This window comes from Maribacter aurantiacus (genome assembly GCF_005780245.1).
In the GTDB taxonomy this organism is placed as follows: Bacteria; Bacteroidota; Bacteroidia; order Flavobacteriales; family Flavobacteriaceae; genus Maribacter; species Maribacter flavus.
The window spans coordinates 201,317-222,032 of the sequence record NZ_VBUK01000004.1; the positions used below are offsets into that span (position 1 = coordinate 201,317).

The following is a 20,716-nucleotide window of genomic DNA, read 5'->3' on the forward strand; positions in this document are numbered from 1 at the left end:
TAACTAAAATTATGCCTTGCCGTAAGGAGGATCTCTTCTATCATCATTTGAGGAGCAACCATCACACGCCAACATGGTGCTCAAATCTTTCATGAAGTCAAACTCGTTTGCGGTGTTTTCAATTACATAGGTGGTCAATCCTAAAGCCATTAAGGCGACAGCTGCGATACTAACTATTTTTTTCATTTTGTAAGGTTTTAAATTTTAGTGTTGCTTTTTTTATTACGTTACCAAAGTAATAGGTGTACAAGAAAATAAAACCTTGATTTTGCAGTAGTTAGTAGAGTAATTAATTCTATGAGTATTTGAACCGGTTTTGAAAGAATTTGTTCAATTTAGCGAGGAAACGCTGTTCTTTGAGAGGATTATCTTTAGTTGATCCATTCTTTCCTTATATGTTTTTGAGAATGGCAGGTTTTTATCTCCTTCCTTTAGAGCACAGATATTTTTACCAAAATTGATTCTTGACACAAAGTCCGTGTTTACGATGTAGCTTTGATGGATACGGATGAAGTTTTGAGGCAGTTGGTTTTCGAACGTTTTTAAGGTCTTGAAGGCATTTATAACCGTTCCGTCCCTCATAAAGAATTCGGTGGTATTATTGTCGGCCTGTAGGTAGAGTATATCCTTAGTGTCCAGATATTGGAAATCATTATAGGATTTTAAGCAAATGGTCTGAGGTTCCTTGGTCTTTGGCATTCTTTTCCTCAGTTTTAACAAGGATTTTCTAATATCGAACTCATTGAAGGGCGCCAACCAATAATCAAAAAATCCATTTTTTATGGCGTCATAGGCGTGTTTCTTTGACTTTGATATGCCAATGACCATAGGCATTTCCAAAAGGTATTGATGCATTTCCATCACCATTTGAAAAAGTGACTGAGCTTTTTGGTCTAGATTGACAAAAACCAAATCTGGCGTGTATTTTAAAATTTGGTTCAGTCCGTCATCAGGCCCATTGGCCATACCAGAACAGACAAAGTCGCCATGTTCCTCCAAAAATGTACCGAGTTGCAAATTGGAGACGGCATCAGAATCAATTATGACATACGAATATTCCAAATCCACTAGAGTTCTAGTGCAATTTACTAATAGACCAAAAGTCTTTGAACTAGGAAATCCTTATAAAAATGGAGGATATTGTAATATTCTTTCCTAATTAATTGATTATGAAAGTATTTTCGGCTATAAAATTAAGATATGGACTACTCCTCTTTTGCCGTAGCCTGATAAACGCCCAAATCCGGTGCGGAAGTTCTAACCGTATTAAGTAAGTCAAAAGGTACTTCTTGGGCAAAGGGGATACTTCCTTTATTGATAACATCGGAATCAAGACCGATTCTAAAATCATTGTCCCTGGGATTGAAATAATCCGGGTTACCGTTTAAAATGATGTTTTCAAAAGCAGGTCCCTCAAAGTCGTATAAAGTCGCGTCCTGTGAATCCGAATCCGTTTCCCTGAATTTTAGAAAACAATTTTGAAATAAGTAGTTAAAGGTGTTCTCCTTATTGGAGGAGAGCAGGAGTTCCGACATGGAATTTCCGTCTATAATACAATTTTTAAAATCGGCCTGAATCAAATCAGCTCCTGCAACAGCATCCATACTTCCGTGATTACTTAAGCTCAACGCTCTTCCCGTCCTAAAGCCATTCCAGTAATTGGCTATGGTGGCATGTGTAAATTCGTATCGGCCACCCAATTCACAATATAAGGATGCACTACCCGAACTGCCCAAAAGAAGATTTTGTGCGGTTATTGTGGCCGACCGTGCCCAAAGACTATGAATAGCGCTATTATGGATCTGACTATTGTTAATCTCCAAGGTACTAGTATCGTTTTCTATATTCCCAGCTACGTACATTCCAATTTCCGCATTTTTGATGGTAAGATACTCAATGCTATTTTGGGCACTTCCATTGGCAATGAAAATGGTTCCCCACTGACCCGGAGTATTGGAAAAAGAAGGTTCCAATCTATCTCCCTCAAAAATCACCTCGCCTTCCATTTGCTCACGGTCGTTACTAAATGTTCCGTTAACCTTTAAGGAGGCCGTTGGCTTTACAAATATTCCAGAATTCCTATGAAAATGGATCCTGGCACCTGCATCTATAACCAGCTCTTTGTTTTCCGGAACAGAGGCGTATCCATAAATGACATACGGTTTTTGGTTCGTAAAATGTAACTGGTCGTCCTTTAAATCGAACCCTTCCACAAAAACCTCGGAGCCATCCTTATGTGTATATAATTTAATAATCTCATTTGCGCCGTTTGTATCCTTTTTTGGATAAAGAAAAATGGCATCCTTGACCAAGGTGACAAGCGTTACTTCCTGTTGATGGATATCGGTATCGAATTGAATGGCATCGGTATATAATAATTGTAGAGTTTCATTAGGAAGCGCGGTCACATTGGTTTCGATAAAGATAAAGAGGCTGTCTTCTGCATACAGGGGAATATCTGTAAAACTATTCCCAGCTTTTCCGTCCACATTCAGTTTATAATAACTATCGGGTCCGTTTCTTAAACCGATGGATGGAATGAGCACATCGTCCTTGGTGGTGTTGTATACTTTTAAGGTATAAGTACTACTCCCAATATTGCTAAATACAGTGTCCAGATAAACCGTATCCCTGGAAAAGGAAAGATGTCCGTCACTTGGCGCGTATTCGAAATCCTTTCTGCAAGCGCTTCCCCAGAGTACAAAAAGGACCAGTATGATTACAATTGGAAATTTCAATTTTATTCAAATTATGACTTCAAGTAATTGAAAATTAACGGTCAAAAAATTCTGCAATCCAAAGTACACAGGAAAAGCATATATGTGCCCAATTAATTATAACAATATAAGATCTAAGAAAATATTTTTTTGATATCCTCCGAAATTCGCATAGGCTTTTTCGTGTCCTTGTTCAATAGACACCATTCAGTACATGAACGCACCAGAAGCGTATTTGTTTTTTCATGGAACATTTCAACTACACGTACGGAAATAGCACCCTTGCTTTTTTCAATATAAGTGGAAATTAGTATGGGGTCGTTGAGAACTGCGGGCGATTTGTATTCAATGGTGTGTTTTAGTACTACCCAAATTACGCTGTTCTGTATTTGCAACGGTGCCTTTTCCTTCCAATGTTCCTTTGAAATATCCTGTATCCATTGCACGTACCTAACATTGTTTACGTGATTTAGGTCGTCCAAATCCTCAACAGAAACTTTTAGCCGTTTTGTAAAAGGCATATTACTTCTTTTGTATTTGGACTTCAAAAAGTTTGTCCCAGTCTTTTCCGGTCACAAAAAAAGTCTTTCTTTCAGGATGATAGGCAATACCATTTAGGACGTTCTCCGTATCTACCCAATTTTCTGTTTTGGTAACCTTATCACTAAGCCCTCCAAAGTTTATGACCCCTTCAATGGCACCACTTTTGGCGTCGATTATCATGACACCCGGTTTCTGGTACACATTCGCATATATTTTGCCGTCTACGTATTCCAATTCATTGGTGTCCGCAAAAAGGGATTTATTCGTAGCAATCTCAATATGGTCCTCTTCTACTAGGGTTTCAGGGTTTAAAATCCAAATTTTATCCGTTCCATCGCTCTTATATAGCTTTTCTCCGTCATTGGCAAGTCCCCATCCTTCCCGACTTTTCCCGTATTGAAAATTGTCCAATTTTTTCATATCCTTTAAGTCATATATGAAGCCCATTCCACTGCGCCATGTGAGTTGATAAATTTTGTTTCCCAAAATTGTGATACCTTCCCCAAAATAGGTTTCGTCCAAATCGATTTGTTGATACACCTTTCCCGTTTTATAATCGAACTTTCTCAAAAAAGAGCGACCATTTTTTCCGGTACCCTCATATAAGGTATCCTTATAAAACTCCAATCCTTGCGTATAGGCGTTGGGGTCATGGGGAAATTCGTTCAGAATGGTATACGTATAAATGTCCGGGGCCTTGGAAGCCAAAACCTTTAGATTTTTGGTTACCTCTACGGTATTTCCCTCATAAGTTACACTGGCCTTCAATATTTTATTGCCCAATTTTGGAATGGAAAATTCCAATTGGTCGTTCACTAGCGGAAGTTCATTACCATCAATACTATAAATCACACTTTCAATTTCCTTGTTTTTGATGTTTTTAAGGGAAACACCCAACGCATCGTTTTGTCTTACTTCCTTTGCATTGCCCTCCAGTTCAATAGTAAACAGGGAAGAAGGCTTTTGATTTCCGCTACCACAGGCAAAAAATAAAAGAACAATCAATAAGGTTAATGGGATTCCAATAATCTTCATGGGCAATTTAATGGAATAAACTATTTGAGAATAATTTTCTATAAATAACATGCTAAAAATTTAAGGCTCTCCTAAGTCGCCAGCAAGTTAATCCATTAAAATTAGAATCTAAAAAGGATTGCCAAAGATTTAAAAGGTTGTATATTTGCACCCGGCAAGTCCTACACGACCAGCTCCTGTAGAATCCCCCAGGGTGGGAACGCAGCAAGGGTATACGGTCGTAGCGGTGCGATGTAGGTAGCTTGCCTTTTTTTGTGCCTTATAGTTACAGCACTATGGCCATTTTCATGATGTATTTGAAAGAAGTCGGTTTTGATTTCAAACCAAGTTTCGGAGAATTCAAACACCATTTATCTCATCGGGAGAATTCGAATGCAACTCCAAATATATACGTCATTAGATTTTTAAAAAACGATTCCCATAGCTTACTTTTGGAACATGAATTCAAAGATCGTACTTATCACTGGTGGCTCTTCAGGCATTGGCAAAGCCATAGGAAACTATTTGAATCAACATGGTTTTATAGTTTACGGAACTACAAGAAACTTGGAAAAATATGCAAGTTTCAAAGATTTCGAATTGTTGGAGATGGATGTTAGGGTACCGGAATCCGTTACCAAGGCCATTGAATTATTGGTGCAGAAAGAGGGAAGAGTGGATGTCTTGATCAATAATGCCGGTGTAGGAATAACAGGACCTTTGGAGGAAACGCCTAACGCTGAAATACTAAATGCGTTTGACACCAATTTTATAGGACCTTTAAACGTCATTAAGGCTATTCTGCCGCAAATGCGCCAACAAAACAACGGATTGATCATAAACATAACCTCAATAGCCGGATATATGGGCTTGCCTTATCGTGGAATTTACTCGGCAACGAAAGGAGCGCTGGAATTAATCACTGAAAGCTTGCGAATGGAAACCAAACGGTTTGGCGTAGAGTGCACCTGTTTGGCCCCAGGTGATTTCGCCACCAATATTGCTGCAGGTCGTTTTCACGCTCCAATTCAAGAAAACTCACCTTATAAGGAATCGTATGGAAATATTCTCAAATCCATTGATAAAGATGTTGATAAAGGCGGTGACCCTAGGGAAGTTGCGTTAAAAGTGCTTCAAATCATAAATGCCAAAAATCCAAAGGTACACTATACCGTGGGGGCATTTATTCAAAAGTTTTCAATGCGACTAAAAAAGGTATTGCCAGACACATGGTTCGAAAAGTTATTGATGAACCACAGTAAAAAGTAGGGTATAAATACGGTAATCCTTAAAAATTGTTCCAATAGATATTGGAGAAAGCATCTACGATCAAAGCGTCATTGGTAATGACACATTTATTCATGGGGTAGAGGATAAGGCTTTCGGTAAGTTGATGAAAATCTTCCGCCATAAATTGGCTATGGGCATCAAACTCAAATTTGTTGACAATAGCTTTCCAGTTGCTGGCATCGGTTCTGAAACTAATACCAATATATTCGTATTCAGGTTTTTCAAGCTTTAGTTCATTTACGCGATTGAAAATGTTCTCGTAATGATTTTTGTTGGTCCCTGACCAAAAGTAGAAAACCACTTTTTTATTCTTGCTCAGTGCAGGCAACGAAACCAATGAATCATGAATGGAAACCAACTTTATATCAGGTACTGGACTGTTGGGCTGTATATTGCTAATACCCTTATATAAGCGCTGTATCTCCTCAATATGCATGTTGTTCCCGGAAAAACGTTGGAATTCATCTATAAAAATCCTATTACTGTCGGCGTCATGCTCTCGTAACAAATAATCAAAGGCCACATTCCTAAAAAGGTTATCCCTTAATTCCTTTTCGCCCACCAAACTATCGATCATAGCAAGTTTGTGCTGATTAAAATGTAATTGATTATGTGCGGTACCATTGGATTTACCGCAAGACTTGGAACAGGTCATATAGGAAAGATTGCCCAAGTGGGATTTCATAAAATCATAATAGGGGCGTAAGTAAATTAAATTTCTATTGTTGTAATCGATTCCAGAGCGATACGCATAAAAAGTAGGTGGCAACTTATGAAGTTGCTCTTCTTTCAGTTTTCCTTTGTGTTTAAAAGGATAGACCTCCTTGAATCTATAAAAGGTATAATTGATACTGGCCTTGGCGATTTCATAGGCTATATCGGATAATTCCGCTTCGGAATTCAAATCTTCCAGATCCTGAATTTTTTCCTTTCGAAGACTTTCCACCTTCTCTGAAAATTCATCTATCTCCAATTCGAACAAATCGGAATACATCAGTTGTTCTACCTCTTCATCTTCTAAAAAGATTTCCAACAAAAAGTTGTTCAATTCCTCGTTAGTACCAGAAAATACAAGGGACTCGTCAAAATACAAAGTATTTAAGCGTATCCACACGCTATCACCTTTTTCTAAATATACATATTGTTGCTCTGGACTATGGTTAAAATGGTAGAGCCCATCATCCACGGCATCCAGTTGAAAAGAGAACCGGTTGGTATCGTCCAATTTTGCGGAATCCACTGCTTCACTGCCTTTATAAAGGACTACATATTCGCTGGTGGGATTCACAATTTCCCCTGCAAAAAAGACACCTTTGCTATCGGAAACGGGGGAATTACAACCAATCAAACCTAGAACAAGTGCAATAGGTAAAACTTTATCCATACACAAAACGGGCAACATTTATGGTCAAAAATAAGGATACGTATTCTCTGTGTCTGTTAATACCTAGTTAAAAATTAATGGATTAGGTTGTAAGGAAGGTTCTATAGGATGATGTGCAACGATAGTTGGTTTTCGCCTTTAAAATTCAGTATTTTTGCACGGATTTTTAAAACGTGTTATATGTTATCCGTATCCAATTTATCCGTTCAGTTTGGAAAAAGAGTGTTGTTCGATGAAGTAAACGTGTCCTTTACGGAAGGCAACTGTTATGGTATTATTGGTGCCAATGGGGCCGGAAAGTCAACGTTCTTAAAGGTACTTTCTGGTCAAATAGATCCAACTTCAGGCCATGTTCATCTGGAACCAGGGAAAAGAATGTCCATTTTGGAACAGGACCACAATGCATCGGATGCGTTTACAGTTCTGGAAACTGTAGTCAAAGGAAACAAGCCTTTGTATGAAATAAAAAAGGAAATCGATGCCCTATATGCCGATTATAATGATGCCAATGCCGATAGAATAGGGGAGTTGCAGGTACAGTTCGAAGAAATGAACGGCTGGAACGCGGATAGTGATGCGGCCGCTTTGCTGTCAAATTTGGGGATTGGCGAAGAATTGCATTATACATTGATGTCTGACATGGATTCCAAATTAAAAGTAAGGGTGTTATTGGCCCAAGCACTTTTTGGTTCCCCGGACGTGCTCATAATGGACGAGCCCACGAACGACCTGGATTATGAAACCATCAATTGGTTGGAAAACTTTTTGGCCGATTACCAGAATACAGTAATTGTGGTCTCCCATGACCGTCACTTTCTTGATACGGTGTGTACCCATATTGGCGATATCGATTTTGGCAAATTGAACCTTTATTCCGGCAACTACACATTCTGGTACGAAAGTAGTCAGTTAGCGGCCAGACAAAGGGCGCAACAGAATAAAAAGGCTGAAGAAAAAGCCAAGGAACTTCAGGAATTCATTATGCGTTTTAGTGCCAACGTCGCAAAGAGTAAACAGGCAACGTCAAGAAAGAAGATGCTCTCCAAGCTTAAGGTGGATGATATTAAACCATCCAGTAGAAGATACCCTGCCATTATTTTTGAAAGGGAACGGGAAGCCGGTGATCAGATTTTGAACATTGAAGGACTAAAAGCTACGACCGAGGAAGGTGAACTTCTTTTTGACAATGTGAATATCAATCTGGCAAAAGGTGATAAAATAGCGGTTATTTCCAGGGATTCCAGAGCAACCACCGCCTTCTATGAAATAATCAATGGTAATAAAAAAGCCGATGGCGGAAAGTTCAGTTGGGGCGTAACCACCACACAATCGTACCTGCCGGCAGACAACTCTCATTTTTTTACCCAAGATATCAACTTGGTAGATTGGTTAAGACAGTGGGCAAAGACAGAAGAGGAACGTGAGGAAGTCTATATTCGAGGTTTTTTGGGTAAAATGTTGTTTAGTGGGGAAGAGGCCCTAAAAAAATGTACGGTACTTTCTGGGGGTGAAAAGGTGCGATGTATGCTGAGCCGAATGATGATGCTCAGGGCAAACGTACTCATGTTGGATGAACCTACCAATCATTTGGATTTGGAGAGTATTACGGCATTCAACAATTCCTTGAAAAATTTTAAGGGAACGGTGCTATTTACTACCCACGACCACGAGTTTGCACAGACCGTGGCCAATAGGATAATAGAATTGACACCAAAAGGCAACATTGACCGATATTCTACGTTTGATGAATATATGTCCGATAAGGCATTGAAGGAACAGAGGGGCAAGATGTATGCTGTTCCGGCATAAGGAAATACAACCCAAATCTTAACCTCATGAAGACCTACACCTACACGGTCCGCGTTATGCTGACGGTTTTTTTGGCTGCATGTAGTAAGTCGGCCACAGAACCCTTGGAAATAGAAACCCCTACCAACACACAAGCAGATTACACCATTTTATTGGAGGCATCCGGTAGCTTGACAATGGCAAGGCTTCAGGCAACTGGAGATGACCTAACCTTGAAAGCCAGTGAATTGGAATTTCCCCTTTTTTCCGATTCGGAAATTACCTTTGCCAATAATAATTCATTTAGCTTCTATGAAGTTACCGAAACATGTAATGGAAAGGTCCTATTATTTGATTTTAACACAGGAAATTACAAGCTGATAGATACCTTTTTAAACCTGGATGCCTGTAACTTAGAGGTTACTTCTGTTTCACATGATAGTGCGAATGTCTTCCTCACTTTTACAAAGAGCGAAATTGGTAAGGAAGATTCCCATTTTGTTCGAATAATAGATCAAAACGATACCGATAATCAGGTAGACATACCGTTGGATTTAAAGCCGCTTCAATCAATTCCCTCCCAAGGTAAATTGTTCGTGCTGACCCTTGATACAACAATCACGGATGAAAATGGCATTAGTGTCATCGAAATCGGACAACAATCCGTTGTTTACGAAAAACTGGTAGGCTTCAATGCAAAAAAAATCTTTAAAGACCCTGATGGTGATATCGTAATCAGTTATCCTGAACTACATACCACAGTAAATCGCAATACTTTTGAAGAGGCCTATACCCAATATGGGGAAAATATCCGTCCGAACCTATATCAATCCGTATATGCAACATTTGACACCTTTGGCAAGCTTTATTACACGATGAATATGGACGATGGAGGGGAAAAAAATCCGGCAGTATATGATTTTCAGGCCAATAAGGCCACTTTATACCTTTTTGAAAACTTCCTCTCCAATGAACAAATAACACAATTACATATAAAGTCGGCAACGGCCATTGCCTATGATTTGGAACATGATTACATAGTGATAGGCTATGCCAAGACCAATGGTACGGACGGAGGAATACTGCGTATTACGCCAACACCGGATTTTAGGTATATCGATGCTATCGACCTGGAAGGAGTTCCACGAGCGATCATTGTGCAGTGAACAACCTCCGGCAAGCCAAGGGACATTCATTAAAAACGAACACATCATTTTGAACCGAGCATCGGGGTATTAAACCCCATTGGCGGTGCCAATAAAACTAGGCGTTATAATACTTACTGTTCCAAATAGCCGGACTGAAGTTTTTGCCCATCGCAAATCCATAGAATATGGCTATTGCCACGATGCTTTTGAACATAAAGAAAAACAGGATCCCGAATTCCGCTACGGAATTGGATTTTGAAAACAGTCCATTGGGAATTAACAGGGTCGTCAAATAGCTGATAAGCACGATGACGAAAATAAGGTTGCCCACATTCTTAAATGGCCACATCATTAATTTTCGAAACGGATTTAGGTCATTCCCCCATTTATGGATGAGATAATAATACCCGTTGCCCATTGGGGCAAATAAAAGTGGGTCATCCTTATCCTCCAGTTTAAAGAGCTTTGAAGGAGCAATAATCTTGAAACCCCTGAGCTCCGTATTGTGTTCCTTTTCAAGTGATCTTATCTTTGAATAGGCTTCGGCAGGAATTTCCCCTTTAAAATATTTTGTGTCCAAAAACCGTAGACGGTAATCGATACAGAGATTTTTTATTTGATCGATATGAAAAATTTTATCGGAATCCAATAAATCGAAAGTAAAGGAATTCACCGAAGAACCTGACTGGGAATTGACAAGGTTTTTGGCAATGCGGGAATTGTCATCGTCCACTTTGGATAGGATGGCCCTTACTTCGTCCAAAATGAGTTCCTCTGATTTACTAAGCTTCTCTTTTTCTAAGCGTAACTTCTCTAGTAGATTCGTTCTTTGGAATAGCATATTTCTTTTTTTTAGCAACTATTTCAAAGTTAGACAATAAATGAATTTATAGTAAAGCCAAGAAAATCACATAATTGTTAAAATAATGTTAAAATTGATATTTGTCATGTTTTGATAGAAGGCACATACGTGTTAAGATTGTATCTTGTCCATGTTCTGTGACCGTACATCGAACAAGTACCATTGCCCCAAACCGAGAACCCTTTTGAAATGAAAAACTGGACATCCCCTGTGTCTTTTTTATGTATCCTTTTTACAGCGTTCTGCACTGCCCAAGAACCTAAAACGGATACATTTGAAACTACTTCCGCAAATTTCCTTCCCATAGGAAACTCATTATTGTCTATCACCGAAAAAACGGAAACGCACAGTGTGCTTTTGGCAGCCTTAAGGGCTTCGGAGTTGGATTGCCTGTTGGCGTACGATGCGCAATTCACCGTTTTTGCACCTTCCAATGCCGCCTTCAATAAACTATCGGACGTTACCAAAAAATTGCTTCTAAATCCCGATAACAAGGAGAAGCTAAAAGCCATTATGTCCTATCACATCATTGCGGGAAAAATATCGGCCTCCACTATCTTAAGGGCAATGTGCAGGGGAAATGGCGAGGCCTCTTTCACAACCATATTGGGAGAGAAAATTACGGCTACCATGAAGGGCATTGATATCGTGTTGACGGATCCGAAAGGAAATCAGGCAAAAATAGTCACAGCTGATTCCGAACAACGCAACGGGGTAATACACGAAATAGACAGTGTATTTTTTCCTGTAAACCTTTTTTAATTCCTATCGTAGTTCAGCTTTAAGTTCCTTCTCGTAGTTGCTTTGTAGCTTGTCCATTATCTTATCTATTTGTGCATCTGTCAAGGTGCCATTGGTATCTTTTAACGTAAAGCTTACGGCATACGACTTTTTGCCCTCCGGCAAATTGCTTCCTTGATAAACATCAAACAAATTTATCTGCGTCAACAGTTTACGCTCCGTCCTAAATCCAAGATCATAAACATCCTTGAAGGTTACTGCATCATCAAGTAGTAGGGCGAAATCCCTTTTTACCTCTGGGTATTTTGAAATTTCCTTGAAGGTTATACCGGTCCTTTTAAGACTATTTAAAACTTCGTCCCACTGAAAATCAGCATAAAAAATTTGCTGCTTAATATCGAAGTGTTTTAAAATCCCTTTTTTAACGAGTCCGAAGGAAACGAGGGCCGTGCCTTCATGATTTTTGTAGGAGACACCTTCCGAAAATAATTTAGAAGTGTCCGGTTCCACCTTTAAATCCTGAATCCCCAAACGTTCCAAAACAGTATCCACAATGGACTTGAGAAGAAAGAAATCCGATTTTTTGGAAGGATCCGTCCAACTGTTAGCACTGGTATCACCACTCAAAAGGATACCAAGATATTTGTCCTCCTTGCGGTCCGTATCTTCATGGTAGTAGGTCTTACCGAACTCAAATAACTTTAAATTCTGTCGCTTTCTGTTGATATTGAAACTGGCCGATTCCAAAGCTGTGAACAAGGAGGACTTCCTTAGTACCGATAATTCGCCACTCAAAGGATTCAAAATGGTCACATGTTTTCGTTCCTTTAAATCCTCCTCCAAAAGATTTTCGTAATCGGGGGAAGTCAAACTATTGGTCAGCGTTTCAAAATAGCCTCTGGAAGCCAATAAATCCCCAATTATCTGTTGAATTTTGTAATCTTCGTACGGACTTGAGGAAGCAACGGATGCATTCAATTTTTCGCTAAAAGCAATATTGTTATAACCATATACCCTTAGAATCTCCTCGATAACGTCCACTTGGCGCTGTACATCCACACGATAGGATGGTACGGTTAGCCCCATTCCGGCTTCTGTAACGTTCCGTACTTTGATATCCAACGAAGCCAAAATGGATTTGATGGTATCTTGGGGAATATTCTGTCCAATTAGTTTATTGATTTTTTCAAAGGCCAAAAAGACCTCAAAATCCTTGTGTTTTTTTGGGTATAGATCAACGATATCCGAAGTAATGTCCCCACCCGCTATTTCCTTGATCAGCAAAGCGGCCCGCTTAAGACTATACTCCACGTTTTCAATATCGATTCCCCGCTCAAACCGAAAGGATGCATCGGTGTTAAGTCCGTGCCTTTTTGCCGTTTTACGGATGGACACCGGATTGAAATAGGCACTTTCCAAAAATATGGCCGTAGTGTGTTCCGTAACTCCGGAATGGATACCACCAAAAACACCGGCGATGCACATGGGCTTTTCGGCATCGCAAATCATTAGGTCGTCCTCGTGCAATTCCCTTTCCACGCCATCCAGGGTAAGGAATTTTGTTCCTTTTGGCAAGGTCTTCACCTCAATTTTACCCCCTTTTATTTTATTCGCATCGAATGCATGTAGCGGTTGCCCCAATTCGTGCAAAACATAATTGGTGGCATCCACCACGTTGTTCTTTGGCGTAAGACCAATGGCCTTTAAACGGTTTTTGAGCCAATCCGGTGATGGTTGCACCAGAATATTGCTAATTGTTACGCCGCAATATCTTGGTGCAAGGCTATTGTTTTTGACATCAACATCGATTCTTAGCGATCTGTTGGCAACATTAAAATGGCTCACGGGTGGGGTAATCAATTCCTTATTAATTTCCTTTTGTTTCAAGCCCGCCTTGAGGTCCCTGGCAACACCAAAATGACTCATGGCATCCGCACGGTTAGGTGTAAGGCCAATTTCAAAAACTTCATCCTTCTCAACCTTGAAAACTTCAGAGGCCAAAGTCCCCGGTTTCAAAGTGTCATCCAGGATCATGATACCGTCATGACTCTCCCCAAGTCCCAGTTCATCTTCGGCACAAATCATTCCATGGCTTTCCTCGCCACGTATTTTACTTTTTTTTATCTTCCATGCCTCTCCTTCCTTAGTGTACAGGGTAGTGCCTATGGTGGCAACGGGCACTTTTTGTCCTTTTGCAACATTGGGTGCGCCACAGACAATTTGTACCGGTGCTCCGTTGCCTATATCGACCTTGGTCACCTTCAATCTGTCGGCGTTTGGATGTTGCTCACAGCTAAGTACATGTCCTACTACAATGCCATCCAAACCTCCTTTAACGGATTCAAAGGGAGTTATTCCTTCAACTTCCAGTCCTAAATCCGTTAAAAGTTCTCCTGTTTTTTGGGAGTTCCAATCTATATTGATAAACTGCTTAAGCCAGTTGTAAGATATTTTCATCGGTCTATTTTAGAACGCGTAAAGATAAAACAATGGTATAACAGATTCAACAGACGGCGGATTGTTTTATCCCGAATTTTAAAATGAGGTTTTTAAGTCGTTAATTCGCAATAGAATCCAAAAGTTATGAGAAAAGCCCTTGTTCCCATTTTATTTATGCTTCTTAGCGGTTGTGCAAACAGTGAAAAAAAGAGTAGTCCAAAAGAAGGCATTTGGCAGGCCAGACTAGAAGTGAAGGACAAACAGATACTTCCCTTTAATATTGAATTGTCCCATAATGAAGGTGAATCAATTCAACTGAAAATATTAAACGGAGAGGAGACTATATTGGTTGATGAAATTTCAGTGGAAGGGGATTCTATTCTGATAAAAGCACCTGTTTTTGAAGGTTATATTTCCGCAAAACTCGACAGTGAATACATGGACGGGGTGTTTGTCATTGAAAGTTTGGATAGGACAGTTCCATTTGAAGCCGAATTTGGGATTGAGGAACGATTTTCAAATGTAACTTCGAATACTACCGATGCAACCGGAATATGGGAAACGGAGTTCAGCCCGGGAACCGATGACAGCTACATGGGCAAAGGTATTTTTAGCCAAAAAAATGGAATTGTTTCAGGAACCTTTAGAACAACTACCGGTGACTACCGATTTCTTGAAGGAGTCATGGACAAGGATTCATTAAAGGTTTCTGCATTTGACGGGGCACATGCCTTTTTGTTTCAAGCAAAAGTAACGGATAGTACCATGAACGGGGTTTTCTACTCGGGCAATCACTTTAAAGAACCTTTCATGGCCGTGAGAAACGAAAATTATGAACTCCCTAGTCCGGATTCCCTTACGTTTATAAAAGAAGGTTATGATAAATTCGACTTCTCCTTTCCTAATTTGGCAGGGGAAATGGTATCCCTATCCGATCCTTCTTTCAAAGATAAGGTTGTCATTGTTCAACTTATGGGTTCTTGGTGCCCAAACTGTTTGGACGAATCCAAATTCCTTGTCGAATACTTGAAAAATCATACAACTGGGGATTTGGCGGTATTGGCACTTGCCTTTGAACAGGCAAAAACAAAGGAACGCGCTTTAAAAAGTATACAGCGGCTCAAGGATAGGATAGGCATCTCCTACCCAATTCTATTGGCACAATATGGCAGTTACGACAAAGAAAAGGCGCAGCAGAAACTGCCTATGTTGAATCATGTACTTTCTTATCCAACGACCATTTTTGTGGATAAAAAAGGGGACGTTCGAAAAATACACACCGGATTCAACGGTCCCGCAACAGGGGATAAATACGAAGAATTCAAGGTGGAATTCGATAGTTTTATAAAGGAGCTATTATCGGAATAAGTGGGGTTTTGAACTAAATTATGGTAGACTTGCCCAAATCTATGTTCTCATCGTTCATGTTAAAATGATCATCCAGTTCCATGATATTGTCCGCAATAAAATCGCCCACGTAATTGGTGCCATACTTACTGCTTCCCATAATATCTGGGGTAACGATTTTTTTCGAGAAGGATTTTAATACGGCCGCAACAAGGGCATCTGCCTCTTCGTTGAGCTTAAAATGCTGCAAAAGCATGCCGGCACTTAAAATAGCGGCTACAGGATTGGCAATATTTTTATCCTTTGCATCAGGGTACGAGCCGTGAATAGGCTCGAACATGGCATGTTCCGTACCCACCGATGCTGACGGCAGTAAACCTATAGACCCTGCCAGGACACTTCCTTGGTCTGACAGAATATCCCCAAACATATTGTCCGTCAGGATTACATCAAACTGGGATGGGTTGAGTATCATCTGTACCGCGGCATTGTCAATAAAAAGCGTTTCCAGCTCAATTTCGGGATAGCTCTGAGCTATCGAGTTCACGACCCTCCGCCACAAACGGGAGGTTTCCAGAACATTGGCCTTATCGACCAAGGTCACTTTTTTTCTTCTGTTCTTTGCCGCTTTAAAGGCCAAATGTGTTATTCTGCTAATTTCCTCCTCGGAATAGGAACACGTGTCCGTGGCGACATTGGTACCGGAATCTATGGATTTATTTCCGTAGTAAATACCCCCGGATAGTTCCCTATAAATAACTAAATCGGTATCCTTGATCAACTTTTTATTGAGCGGGGATTGTTTTATAAGGGCGGGAAATACTTTGACAGGTCGGATATTCGCAAAAAGATCCAGTTCCTTCCGCAATTTCAAAAGTCCTTGCTCCGGCCATACCTTTGAATTTGGATTACCATCGTACTTGGGCATACCAATTGCCCCGAACAATATAGCATCGGAATTTTTACAAATCTTCAACGTTTCATCTGGTAGGGGAGTCCCTTTTTTATCAATGGCCTCTGCACCGATCAAGGCCTTCTTGAATCGAAAAGTATGTCCAAAGGTCTCTTCTACGGAGCGTAGGCATTTTAAGGATTGGGCAACGACTTCCGGGCCAATGCCATCCCCTCCAAGTACAGCGATATCCAAGCGCATATTTATCCTATACTTTGTAGATTCACCTTGCTGGATTCAATGATTTCATGGATGTCATCGTCAAGGATCTCCTTTTTTCTATCCGCAAAATTCAAAAATTCCTCATAGACTTTGTCCAGTTGGGTCTTGGTAAGCTCATAGCCCACCAACTTTGCACGGTAGGCCAATGCGGCCCTTCCGCTTCGGGCGGTCAACACAATGGAGGATTCGGTAACACCAACATCCGCGGGATCGATAATTTCATAGGTTTCCCTGTTCTTTATAACGCCATCCTGATGTATTCCAGAACTGTGGGCAAAAGCGTTCGCCCCAACGATGGCCTTATTGGGCTGGACGACCATACCCATTTTGTTCGATACCATTTTACTGGTATCAAAGAGCAATTGGCTATTGATAGTGGTATCCAAATTCAGACTAGGGTGTTGCCTCATAATCATGACAACCTCCTCCAACGAAGTATTTCCGGCACGCTCCCCAATTCCGTTTATGGTACACTCGATCTGACGGGCCCCATTGATTACCCCGGCAATGGAATTGGCAGTGGCCAAACCAAGATCGTTATGGCAATGGCAGGAAAGGATAGCTTTATCGATACCCTTCACGTTTTCTTTCAAATACTTCATTTTGGCACCGTATTCCTCGGGAAGGCAATATCCAGTAGTATCGGGAATGTTCAGAACAGTAGCTCCGGCCTTGACTACGGCCTCACACACCCTGGCCAAAAATTCGTTGTCCGTTCTACCGGCATCCTCGGCATAAAATTCAACATCCTCCACAAACTTCTTGGCATAACTCACTGCCTCAACTGCACGTTCAATAATCGCATCCCTGTTGGAATTGAATTTATGCTTTATATGTGAATCCGAAGTTCCTATTCCCGTATGGATTCGCGGTCTTTTTGCATATTTTAAGGCTTCCGCCGCTACCTCGATATCTTTTTTTACAGCCCTGGTAAGACCACAAACTGTGGCATTTTTTACCAGTTTTGCTATACTTTCAACGGATTTGAAATCGCCCGGACTGGAGATGGGAAATCCCGCCTCAATTATGTTTACACCAAGTTCGTCCAACCGTTCAGCTATAACTAACTTTTGTTCCCTGTCCAATTTACAACCTGGAACCTGCTCTCCATCCCTAAGTGTAGTATCAAAAATTTGTACTATATCTTTGCTCATTATATTTATGTAGTTTTAGCAAGTTAAACGAATATATAACGCTGCCGACGAAAAAAGCAAATTTCGCAGGAATATTTACAACGTTAATTTACTTTTCAATAATATCAATAAATTGATTTACAACAATTTAAACATATATTTTTACGATGACAAATGCTCATAAAGATGCGTTGTTCGTTTTGGTAAAATCGCTTTCAAAATCTGAAAAGCGGCAATTTAAACTTTATGTAGGTCGTTTGGGCGTGAATACCGATGCAAAGTTTCTAGCGTTGTTCAATCTTTTGGACAAAATTAAGCGATATGATGAAAAGGTAATACTTTCCAGCGGAATTGTTAAAAAAGCGCAGCTTTCCAATTTAAAGGCACATCTCTATAAGCAGATTCTGGTAAGTCTCAGGCTGAATCCCGTGAACCAAAATATTCGAGTTCAGATTCGTGAACAGCTGGACTTTGCCACCATTCTTTATCAAAAAGGGCTGTATAAACAAAGTCTCAAGATTCTGGACAAGGCAAAAACCACGGCCATTGAAAATGAGGAAAAGAACATCGCCTATGAAATCGTTGAGTTCGAGAAAATCATCGAGACACAATACATCACCCGCAGTATTCCGGACAGAGCGGATGAATTAGCGGTACAGGCCAAGGAATTATCTGGGCAGAACGTTATCACAAGTAAACTTTCCAACCTTTCCCTTCAATTGTACAGTATGATGTTAAAGGTGGGTTATGTACGTAGCGATGAGGACCTTCAGAAAGTAAAGCAGTATTTTTCAAAACATTTGCCAAAGGTAGATGTGGAAACCTTGGGTTTTAGGGAAAAACTCTGGTTGTACAAAGCACATTTATGGTATAGTTTCTTGACCCAAGACTTCCTTTCCTCCTATAAATACGCTAGTAAATGGGTGGATCTTTTCTACGATTACCGCGAAATGATTTATTTGAATCCCGTATTCTTCCTTAAAGGAAATCACTACCTTTTGGAATCCCTTTTTTATGTGAAATACAGCTCCCAATTCAAGGAAACGCTCCAAAAAATGGAGGTGGTTCTGAAGGAGAAGGATTTCCCTAAGAACGATAATATCAATTCCCTGGCCTTTTTGTATCTCAATGCCAATAAATTGAATCTACATTTTTTGGAGGGGACCTTTGAAAAAGGCCTATATCTGGTAAAGATCATTGAATACGGCATTGCCAAGCACAAGGATAGAATCGATGCCCATCATGTGATGGTGTTGTATTACAAGATCGCCTGTTTGTATTTTGGTATTGGTGATAACAAAACCTCTATCGTTTACCTCAAAAAAATCATCAATAACAAGAATCTAAAAATGCGCGAGGATTTAATGTGCTTTGCCAGGGTATTGAGTTTGGTAGCGCATTATGAAGCGGGTATGGACTATCACTTGGAAGTGCAATTAAAGAGTACCTATAAGTTCCTGCTTAAAATGAACGATATGCATGCGGTACAAAAAGAGATGATCAAGTTTTTGAGAAATCTTGGCAGTATCTATCCGAACGAACTTCGAGGGGAATTTGAAAAATTACATGCCGAGCTTAAAAAATATGAGGACCACCCTTATGAAAAGCGTGCGTTCCTGTATTTGGATATAATTTCTTGGTTGGAAAGCCATTTGGAGAATAAACCTGTTTCGGAAATCATTCGCGAAAAAGCCCTGAAACAGACCCGATAGTTTCCTATGAATCGCTCCCATGTTTCCCACTTATTGGAAATCAATTTGGCGATGCTCTTTATTGCCACCTCCGGACCTTTGGGCAGGTTTGTGGATTTGCCCGTTCCCGTCATTACAGGGATGCGGGGAATTATTGCTTTTATCCTGCTGATACTTTTCTGTAGGTGGCGAAATATCTCGTTGAAGGTCAAAAATGGGGACATCCCCTTGATACTAGTCACAGGTGTATTGATGGCCGCCCATTGGTTGTTTTACTTTTATGCCCTGCAATGGTCCAATGTTGCCATAGGCATGTTGTCACTTTTCACATATCCGGTCATAACGGCCTTTTTGGAACCCATTTTATTAAAATCAAAACTGCAAAGGATGCACCTCTTGCTCGGTGCCTTGGTACTGTTGGGCATTTACTTTCTGAGTCCGAATTTCAATTTACGGGATTCCAATACCTTGGCCATTTTAATGGGGTTGGTCTCGGCCGTATCCTATGCCTTGCGGAATATCATATTAAAACTGAAGGTGGAAAAATACCAGGGAACCACTTTAATGGTCTATCAAACGGGGACGATTGCGATTTTGATGTTGCCCGCCTTGTTTTTTACCGCTCCAAAGGAAATCTTGGGTCAGTGGGAAGGACTTTTGGCACTGGGGGTCCTTACCACGGCCATTGGCCATAGTCTCTTCCTCATGACATTCAAGCATTTCAGTATCACAACCGTAAGCATTTTGAGCAGTGTCCAGCCCATTTATGGGATTCTAATAGGAGCCCTATTTTTGAACGAAATCCCTAAGGCCACCACCCTGTTTGGGGGAGCGCTGATCTTAAGTTCCGTGGTTATTGAAGGTTTTCGGGCCTCGAAAAAGCAACAGGTCAGTTCTCAGGATTGATGCCTGGGGCAAATTCATTGATTACATTGTTTCCGAGTGTTTCAAACTCATTGTTTTGGGCCATCTCACGAACTTTTATCGGGTCAAAATCGCCATTGAAATACAAAAAAGAGCCAGTTTCGGCATTGTTATTATACATGAGGATTTCCTTCACGCTGTTTTTCCTTTCACGTATGGAGACCACGTTTCTTTTTAAATCATCGTTCTTTCGGTAGACTTCTATAAACGAGTTGCCGGTAATCCCGTTCATTTGCTGGTTCAAGAATTGAGTCCTTGCGGGGGTTGTGCTGGGAAACTTCATATATCTCAAATCCCGAGTGTTTCCAATAAGTGATTGCATTTCAGGCGATATGCCACTTATCAATTTGAGCATGAATTGAGGTACCCTAACGGCCGTTACTTGGGCATCGTTCTTATGTGCATTATAAAATGTGTCTATGGAATTATAACTGCCACAATTATAAAACAGGGCACAAATAAAAAGTATACAGATTTTCTTGTACATGATTATGGTGTTTAGTAAGCCCAATGTACAAAAA

At 40.3% G+C, this 20,716-nt stretch carries 18 protein-coding genes and 1 other RNA gene; 8 read left to right on the forward strand and 11 right to left on the reverse strand.

Annotation, left to right across the window (positions count from 1 at the left end):
- Nucleotides 1-9: 9 nt before the first annotated feature.
- The 5 genes from FEK29_RS17940 to FEK29_RS09465 all read right to left on the reverse strand — a co-directional run bounded on the left by FEK29_RS17940 (nt 10) and on the right by FEK29_RS09465 (nt 4,346).
- On the reverse strand, nt 10-186 hold the full coding sequence (locus FEK29_RS17940; protein WP_161595339.1) for a hypothetical protein: 177 nt from the start codon (nt 184-186) through the stop codon (nt 10-12).
- A 144-nt stretch (nt 187-330) separates the two neighbouring features.
- Nucleotides 331-1,062, reverse strand: a complete 732-nt coding sequence (locus FEK29_RS09450; protein WP_138258180.1) for a LytR/AlgR family response regulator transcription factor — start codon at nt 1,060-1,062, stop codon at nt 331-333.
- Nucleotides 1,063-1,205: 143 nt separating this feature from the next.
- Nucleotides 1,206-2,738: a hypothetical protein gene (locus tag FEK29_RS09455; protein ID WP_240042713.1), complete on the reverse strand. Its 1,533-nt coding sequence runs from the start codon at nt 2,736-2,738 to the stop codon at nt 1,206-1,208.
- A gap of 113 nt (nt 2,739-2,851) precedes the next feature.
- Entirely contained in the window at nt 2,852-3,238 is a 387-nt protein-coding gene (locus tag FEK29_RS09460; protein WP_138258182.1) for an acyl-CoA thioesterase, read from the reverse strand.
- A 1-nt stretch (nt 3,239) separates the two neighbouring features.
- Nucleotides 3,240-4,346: a glutaminyl-peptide cyclotransferase gene (locus FEK29_RS09465; protein ID WP_240042714.1), complete on the reverse strand. Its 1,107-nt coding sequence runs from the start codon at nt 4,344-4,346 to the stop codon at nt 3,240-3,242.
- A gap of 101 nt (nt 4,347-4,447) precedes the next feature.
- Here FEK29_RS09465 and ffs point away from each other — a divergent pair.
- Together ffs and FEK29_RS09475 are read left to right on the forward strand one after the other, a co-directional pair.
- Nucleotides 4,448-4,546, forward strand: an RNA gene (gene ffs, locus FEK29_RS09470) — signal recognition particle sRNA small type.
- A gap of 187 nt (nt 4,547-4,733) precedes the next feature.
- A complete protein-coding gene (locus FEK29_RS09475) occupies nt 4,734-5,543 on the forward strand; it encodes an SDR family oxidoreductase (RefSeq protein ID WP_138258183.1) in 810 nt (269 codons plus the stop codon).
- A 19-nt stretch (nt 5,544-5,562) separates the two neighbouring features.
- Here the strand turns inward: FEK29_RS09475 and FEK29_RS09480 are convergent, their stop codons facing one another.
- Entirely contained in the window at nt 5,563-6,948 is a 1,386-nt protein-coding gene (locus FEK29_RS09480; protein ID WP_138258184.1) for a transaldolase, read from the reverse strand.
- 180 nt (nt 6,949-7,128) lie between these two features.
- On the opposite strand from FEK29_RS09480, the gene FEK29_RS09485 reads away from it, so the two are divergent.
- Nucleotides 7,129-8,757, forward strand: coding sequence for an ABC-F family ATP-binding cassette domain-containing protein (locus FEK29_RS09485; RefSeq protein ID WP_138258185.1), 1,629 nt, complete (start codon nt 7,129-7,131; stop codon nt 8,755-8,757).
- Between the two features lie 26 nt (nt 8,758-8,783).
- Entirely contained in the window at nt 8,784-9,902 is a 1,119-nt protein-coding gene (locus tag FEK29_RS09490; protein ID WP_138258186.1) for a hypothetical protein, read from the forward strand.
- Between the two features lie 97 nt (nt 9,903-9,999).
- Here FEK29_RS09490 and FEK29_RS09495 read toward each other — a convergent pair whose 3' ends face one another.
- Nucleotides 10,000-10,725 carry a hypothetical protein gene (locus FEK29_RS09495; RefSeq protein ID WP_138258187.1) on the reverse strand — a complete coding sequence of 242 codons (726 nt, stop codon included), beginning with the start codon at nt 10,723-10,725 and terminating at the stop codon, nt 10,000-10,002.
- Between the two features lie 210 nt (nt 10,726-10,935).
- Here FEK29_RS09495 and FEK29_RS09500 point away from each other — a divergent pair, with 210 nt between their 5' ends.
- Nucleotides 10,936-11,508 (forward strand): fasciclin domain-containing protein, encoded by a 573-nt coding sequence (locus FEK29_RS09500; RefSeq protein WP_138258188.1) that lies wholly within the window; start codon nt 10,936-10,938, stop codon nt 11,506-11,508.
- Nucleotides 11,509-11,511: 3 nt separating this feature from the next.
- Here FEK29_RS09500 and pheT read toward each other — a convergent pair whose 3' ends face one another.
- On the reverse strand, nt 11,512-13,944 hold the full coding sequence (gene pheT / locus FEK29_RS09505) for a phenylalanine--tRNA ligase subunit beta (RefSeq protein WP_138258189.1): 2,433 nt from the start codon (nt 13,942-13,944) through the stop codon (nt 11,512-11,514).
- 126 nt (nt 13,945-14,070) lie between these two features.
- On the opposite strand from pheT, the gene FEK29_RS09510 reads away from it, so the two are divergent.
- Entirely contained in the window at nt 14,071-15,294 is a 1,224-nt protein-coding gene (locus FEK29_RS09510; protein ID WP_138258190.1) for a TlpA disulfide reductase family protein, read from the forward strand.
- Between the two features lie 13 nt (nt 15,295-15,307).
- Here the strand turns inward: FEK29_RS09510 and leuB are convergent, their stop codons facing one another.
- Both leuB and FEK29_RS09520 read right to left on the reverse strand, forming a co-directional pair.
- On the reverse strand, nt 15,308-16,426 hold the full coding sequence (gene leuB, locus FEK29_RS09515) for a 3-isopropylmalate dehydrogenase (protein ID WP_138258191.1): 1,119 nt from the start codon (nt 16,424-16,426) through the stop codon (nt 15,308-15,310).
- 2 nt (nt 16,427-16,428) lie between these two features.
- Nucleotides 16,429-17,601 (reverse strand): 2-isopropylmalate synthase, encoded by a 1,173-nt coding sequence (locus tag FEK29_RS09520; RefSeq protein ID WP_138258192.1) that lies wholly within the window; start codon nt 17,599-17,601, stop codon nt 16,429-16,431.
- A 146-nt stretch (nt 17,602-17,747) separates the two neighbouring features.
- Between FEK29_RS09520 and FEK29_RS09525 the strand changes: the two genes are divergently transcribed.
- Nucleotides 17,748-19,292, forward strand: coding sequence for a hypothetical protein (locus FEK29_RS09525; protein WP_138258193.1), 1,545 nt, complete (start codon nt 17,748-17,750; stop codon nt 19,290-19,292).
- A gap of 6 nt (nt 19,293-19,298) precedes the next feature.
- Entirely contained in the window at nt 19,299-20,177 is an 879-nt protein-coding gene (locus FEK29_RS09530; RefSeq protein ID WP_240042715.1) for a DMT family transporter, read from the forward strand.
- On the opposite strand, the gene FEK29_RS09535 is transcribed toward FEK29_RS09530, so the two are convergent.
- A complete protein-coding gene (locus FEK29_RS09535) occupies nt 20,161-20,682 on the reverse strand; it encodes a DUF4252 domain-containing protein (RefSeq protein ID WP_240042716.1) in 522 nt (173 codons plus the stop codon). The two genes, FEK29_RS09530 and FEK29_RS09535, sit on opposite strands and share 17 nt — an antisense overlap.
- Nucleotides 20,683-20,716: the final 34 nt, after the last annotated feature.

Excerpts from the sequence above, each read along its gene's own strand:
- FEK29_RS09495 (WP_138258187.1), bottom strand. The coding sequence starts at position 10,725 with ATGCTATTCCAAAGAACGAATCTACTAGAGAAGTTACGCTTAGAAAAA.
- FEK29_RS09530 (WP_240042715.1), top strand. The coding sequence starts at position 19,299 with ATGAATCGCTCCCATGTTTCCCACTTATTGGAAATCAATTTGGCGATG.
- FEK29_RS09510 (WP_138258190.1), top strand. The coding sequence starts at position 14,071 with ATGAGAAAAGCCCTTGTTCCCATTTTATTTATGCTTCTTAGCGGTTGT.
- FEK29_RS09535 (WP_240042716.1), bottom strand. The coding sequence starts at position 20,682 with ATGTACAAGAAAATCTGTATACTTTTTATTTGTGCCCTGTTTTATAAT.
- FEK29_RS09475 (WP_138258183.1), top strand. The coding sequence starts at position 4,734 with ATGAATTCAAAGATCGTACTTATCACTGGTGGCTCTTCAGGCATTGGC.
- FEK29_RS09525 (WP_138258193.1), top strand. The coding sequence starts at position 17,748 with ATGACAAATGCTCATAAAGATGCGTTGTTCGTTTTGGTAAAATCGCTT.
- FEK29_RS09500 (WP_138258188.1), top strand. The coding sequence starts at position 10,936 with ATGAAAAACTGGACATCCCCTGTGTCTTTTTTATGTATCCTTTTTACA.
- FEK29_RS09465 (WP_240042714.1), bottom strand. The coding sequence starts at position 4,346 with ATGTTATTTATAGAAAATTATTCTCAAATAGTTTATTCCATTAAATTG.
- pheT (WP_138258189.1), bottom strand. The coding sequence starts at position 13,944 with ATGAAAATATCTTACAACTGGCTTAAGCAGTTTATCAATATAGATTGG.
- leuB (WP_138258191.1), bottom strand. The coding sequence starts at position 16,426 with ATGCGCTTGGATATCGCTGTACTTGGAGGGGATGGCATTGGCCCGGAA.
- FEK29_RS09480 (WP_138258184.1), bottom strand. The coding sequence starts at position 6,948 with ATGGATAAAGTTTTACCTATTGCACTTGTTCTAGGTTTGATTGGTTGT.
- FEK29_RS09485 (WP_138258185.1), top strand. The coding sequence starts at position 7,129 with ATGTTATCCGTATCCAATTTATCCGTTCAGTTTGGAAAAAGAGTGTTG.
- FEK29_RS09460 (WP_138258182.1), bottom strand. The coding sequence starts at position 3,238 with ATGCCTTTTACAAAACGGCTAAAAGTTTCTGTTGAGGATTTGGACGAC.
- FEK29_RS17940 (WP_161595339.1), bottom strand. The coding sequence starts at position 186 with ATGAAAAAAATAGTTAGTATCGCAGCTGTCGCCTTAATGGCTTTAGGA.
- FEK29_RS09520 (WP_138258192.1), bottom strand. The coding sequence starts at position 17,601 with ATGAGCAAAGATATAGTACAAATTTTTGATACTACACTTAGGGATGGA.
- FEK29_RS09490 (WP_138258186.1), top strand. The coding sequence starts at position 8,784 with ATGAAGACCTACACCTACACGGTCCGCGTTATGCTGACGGTTTTTTTG.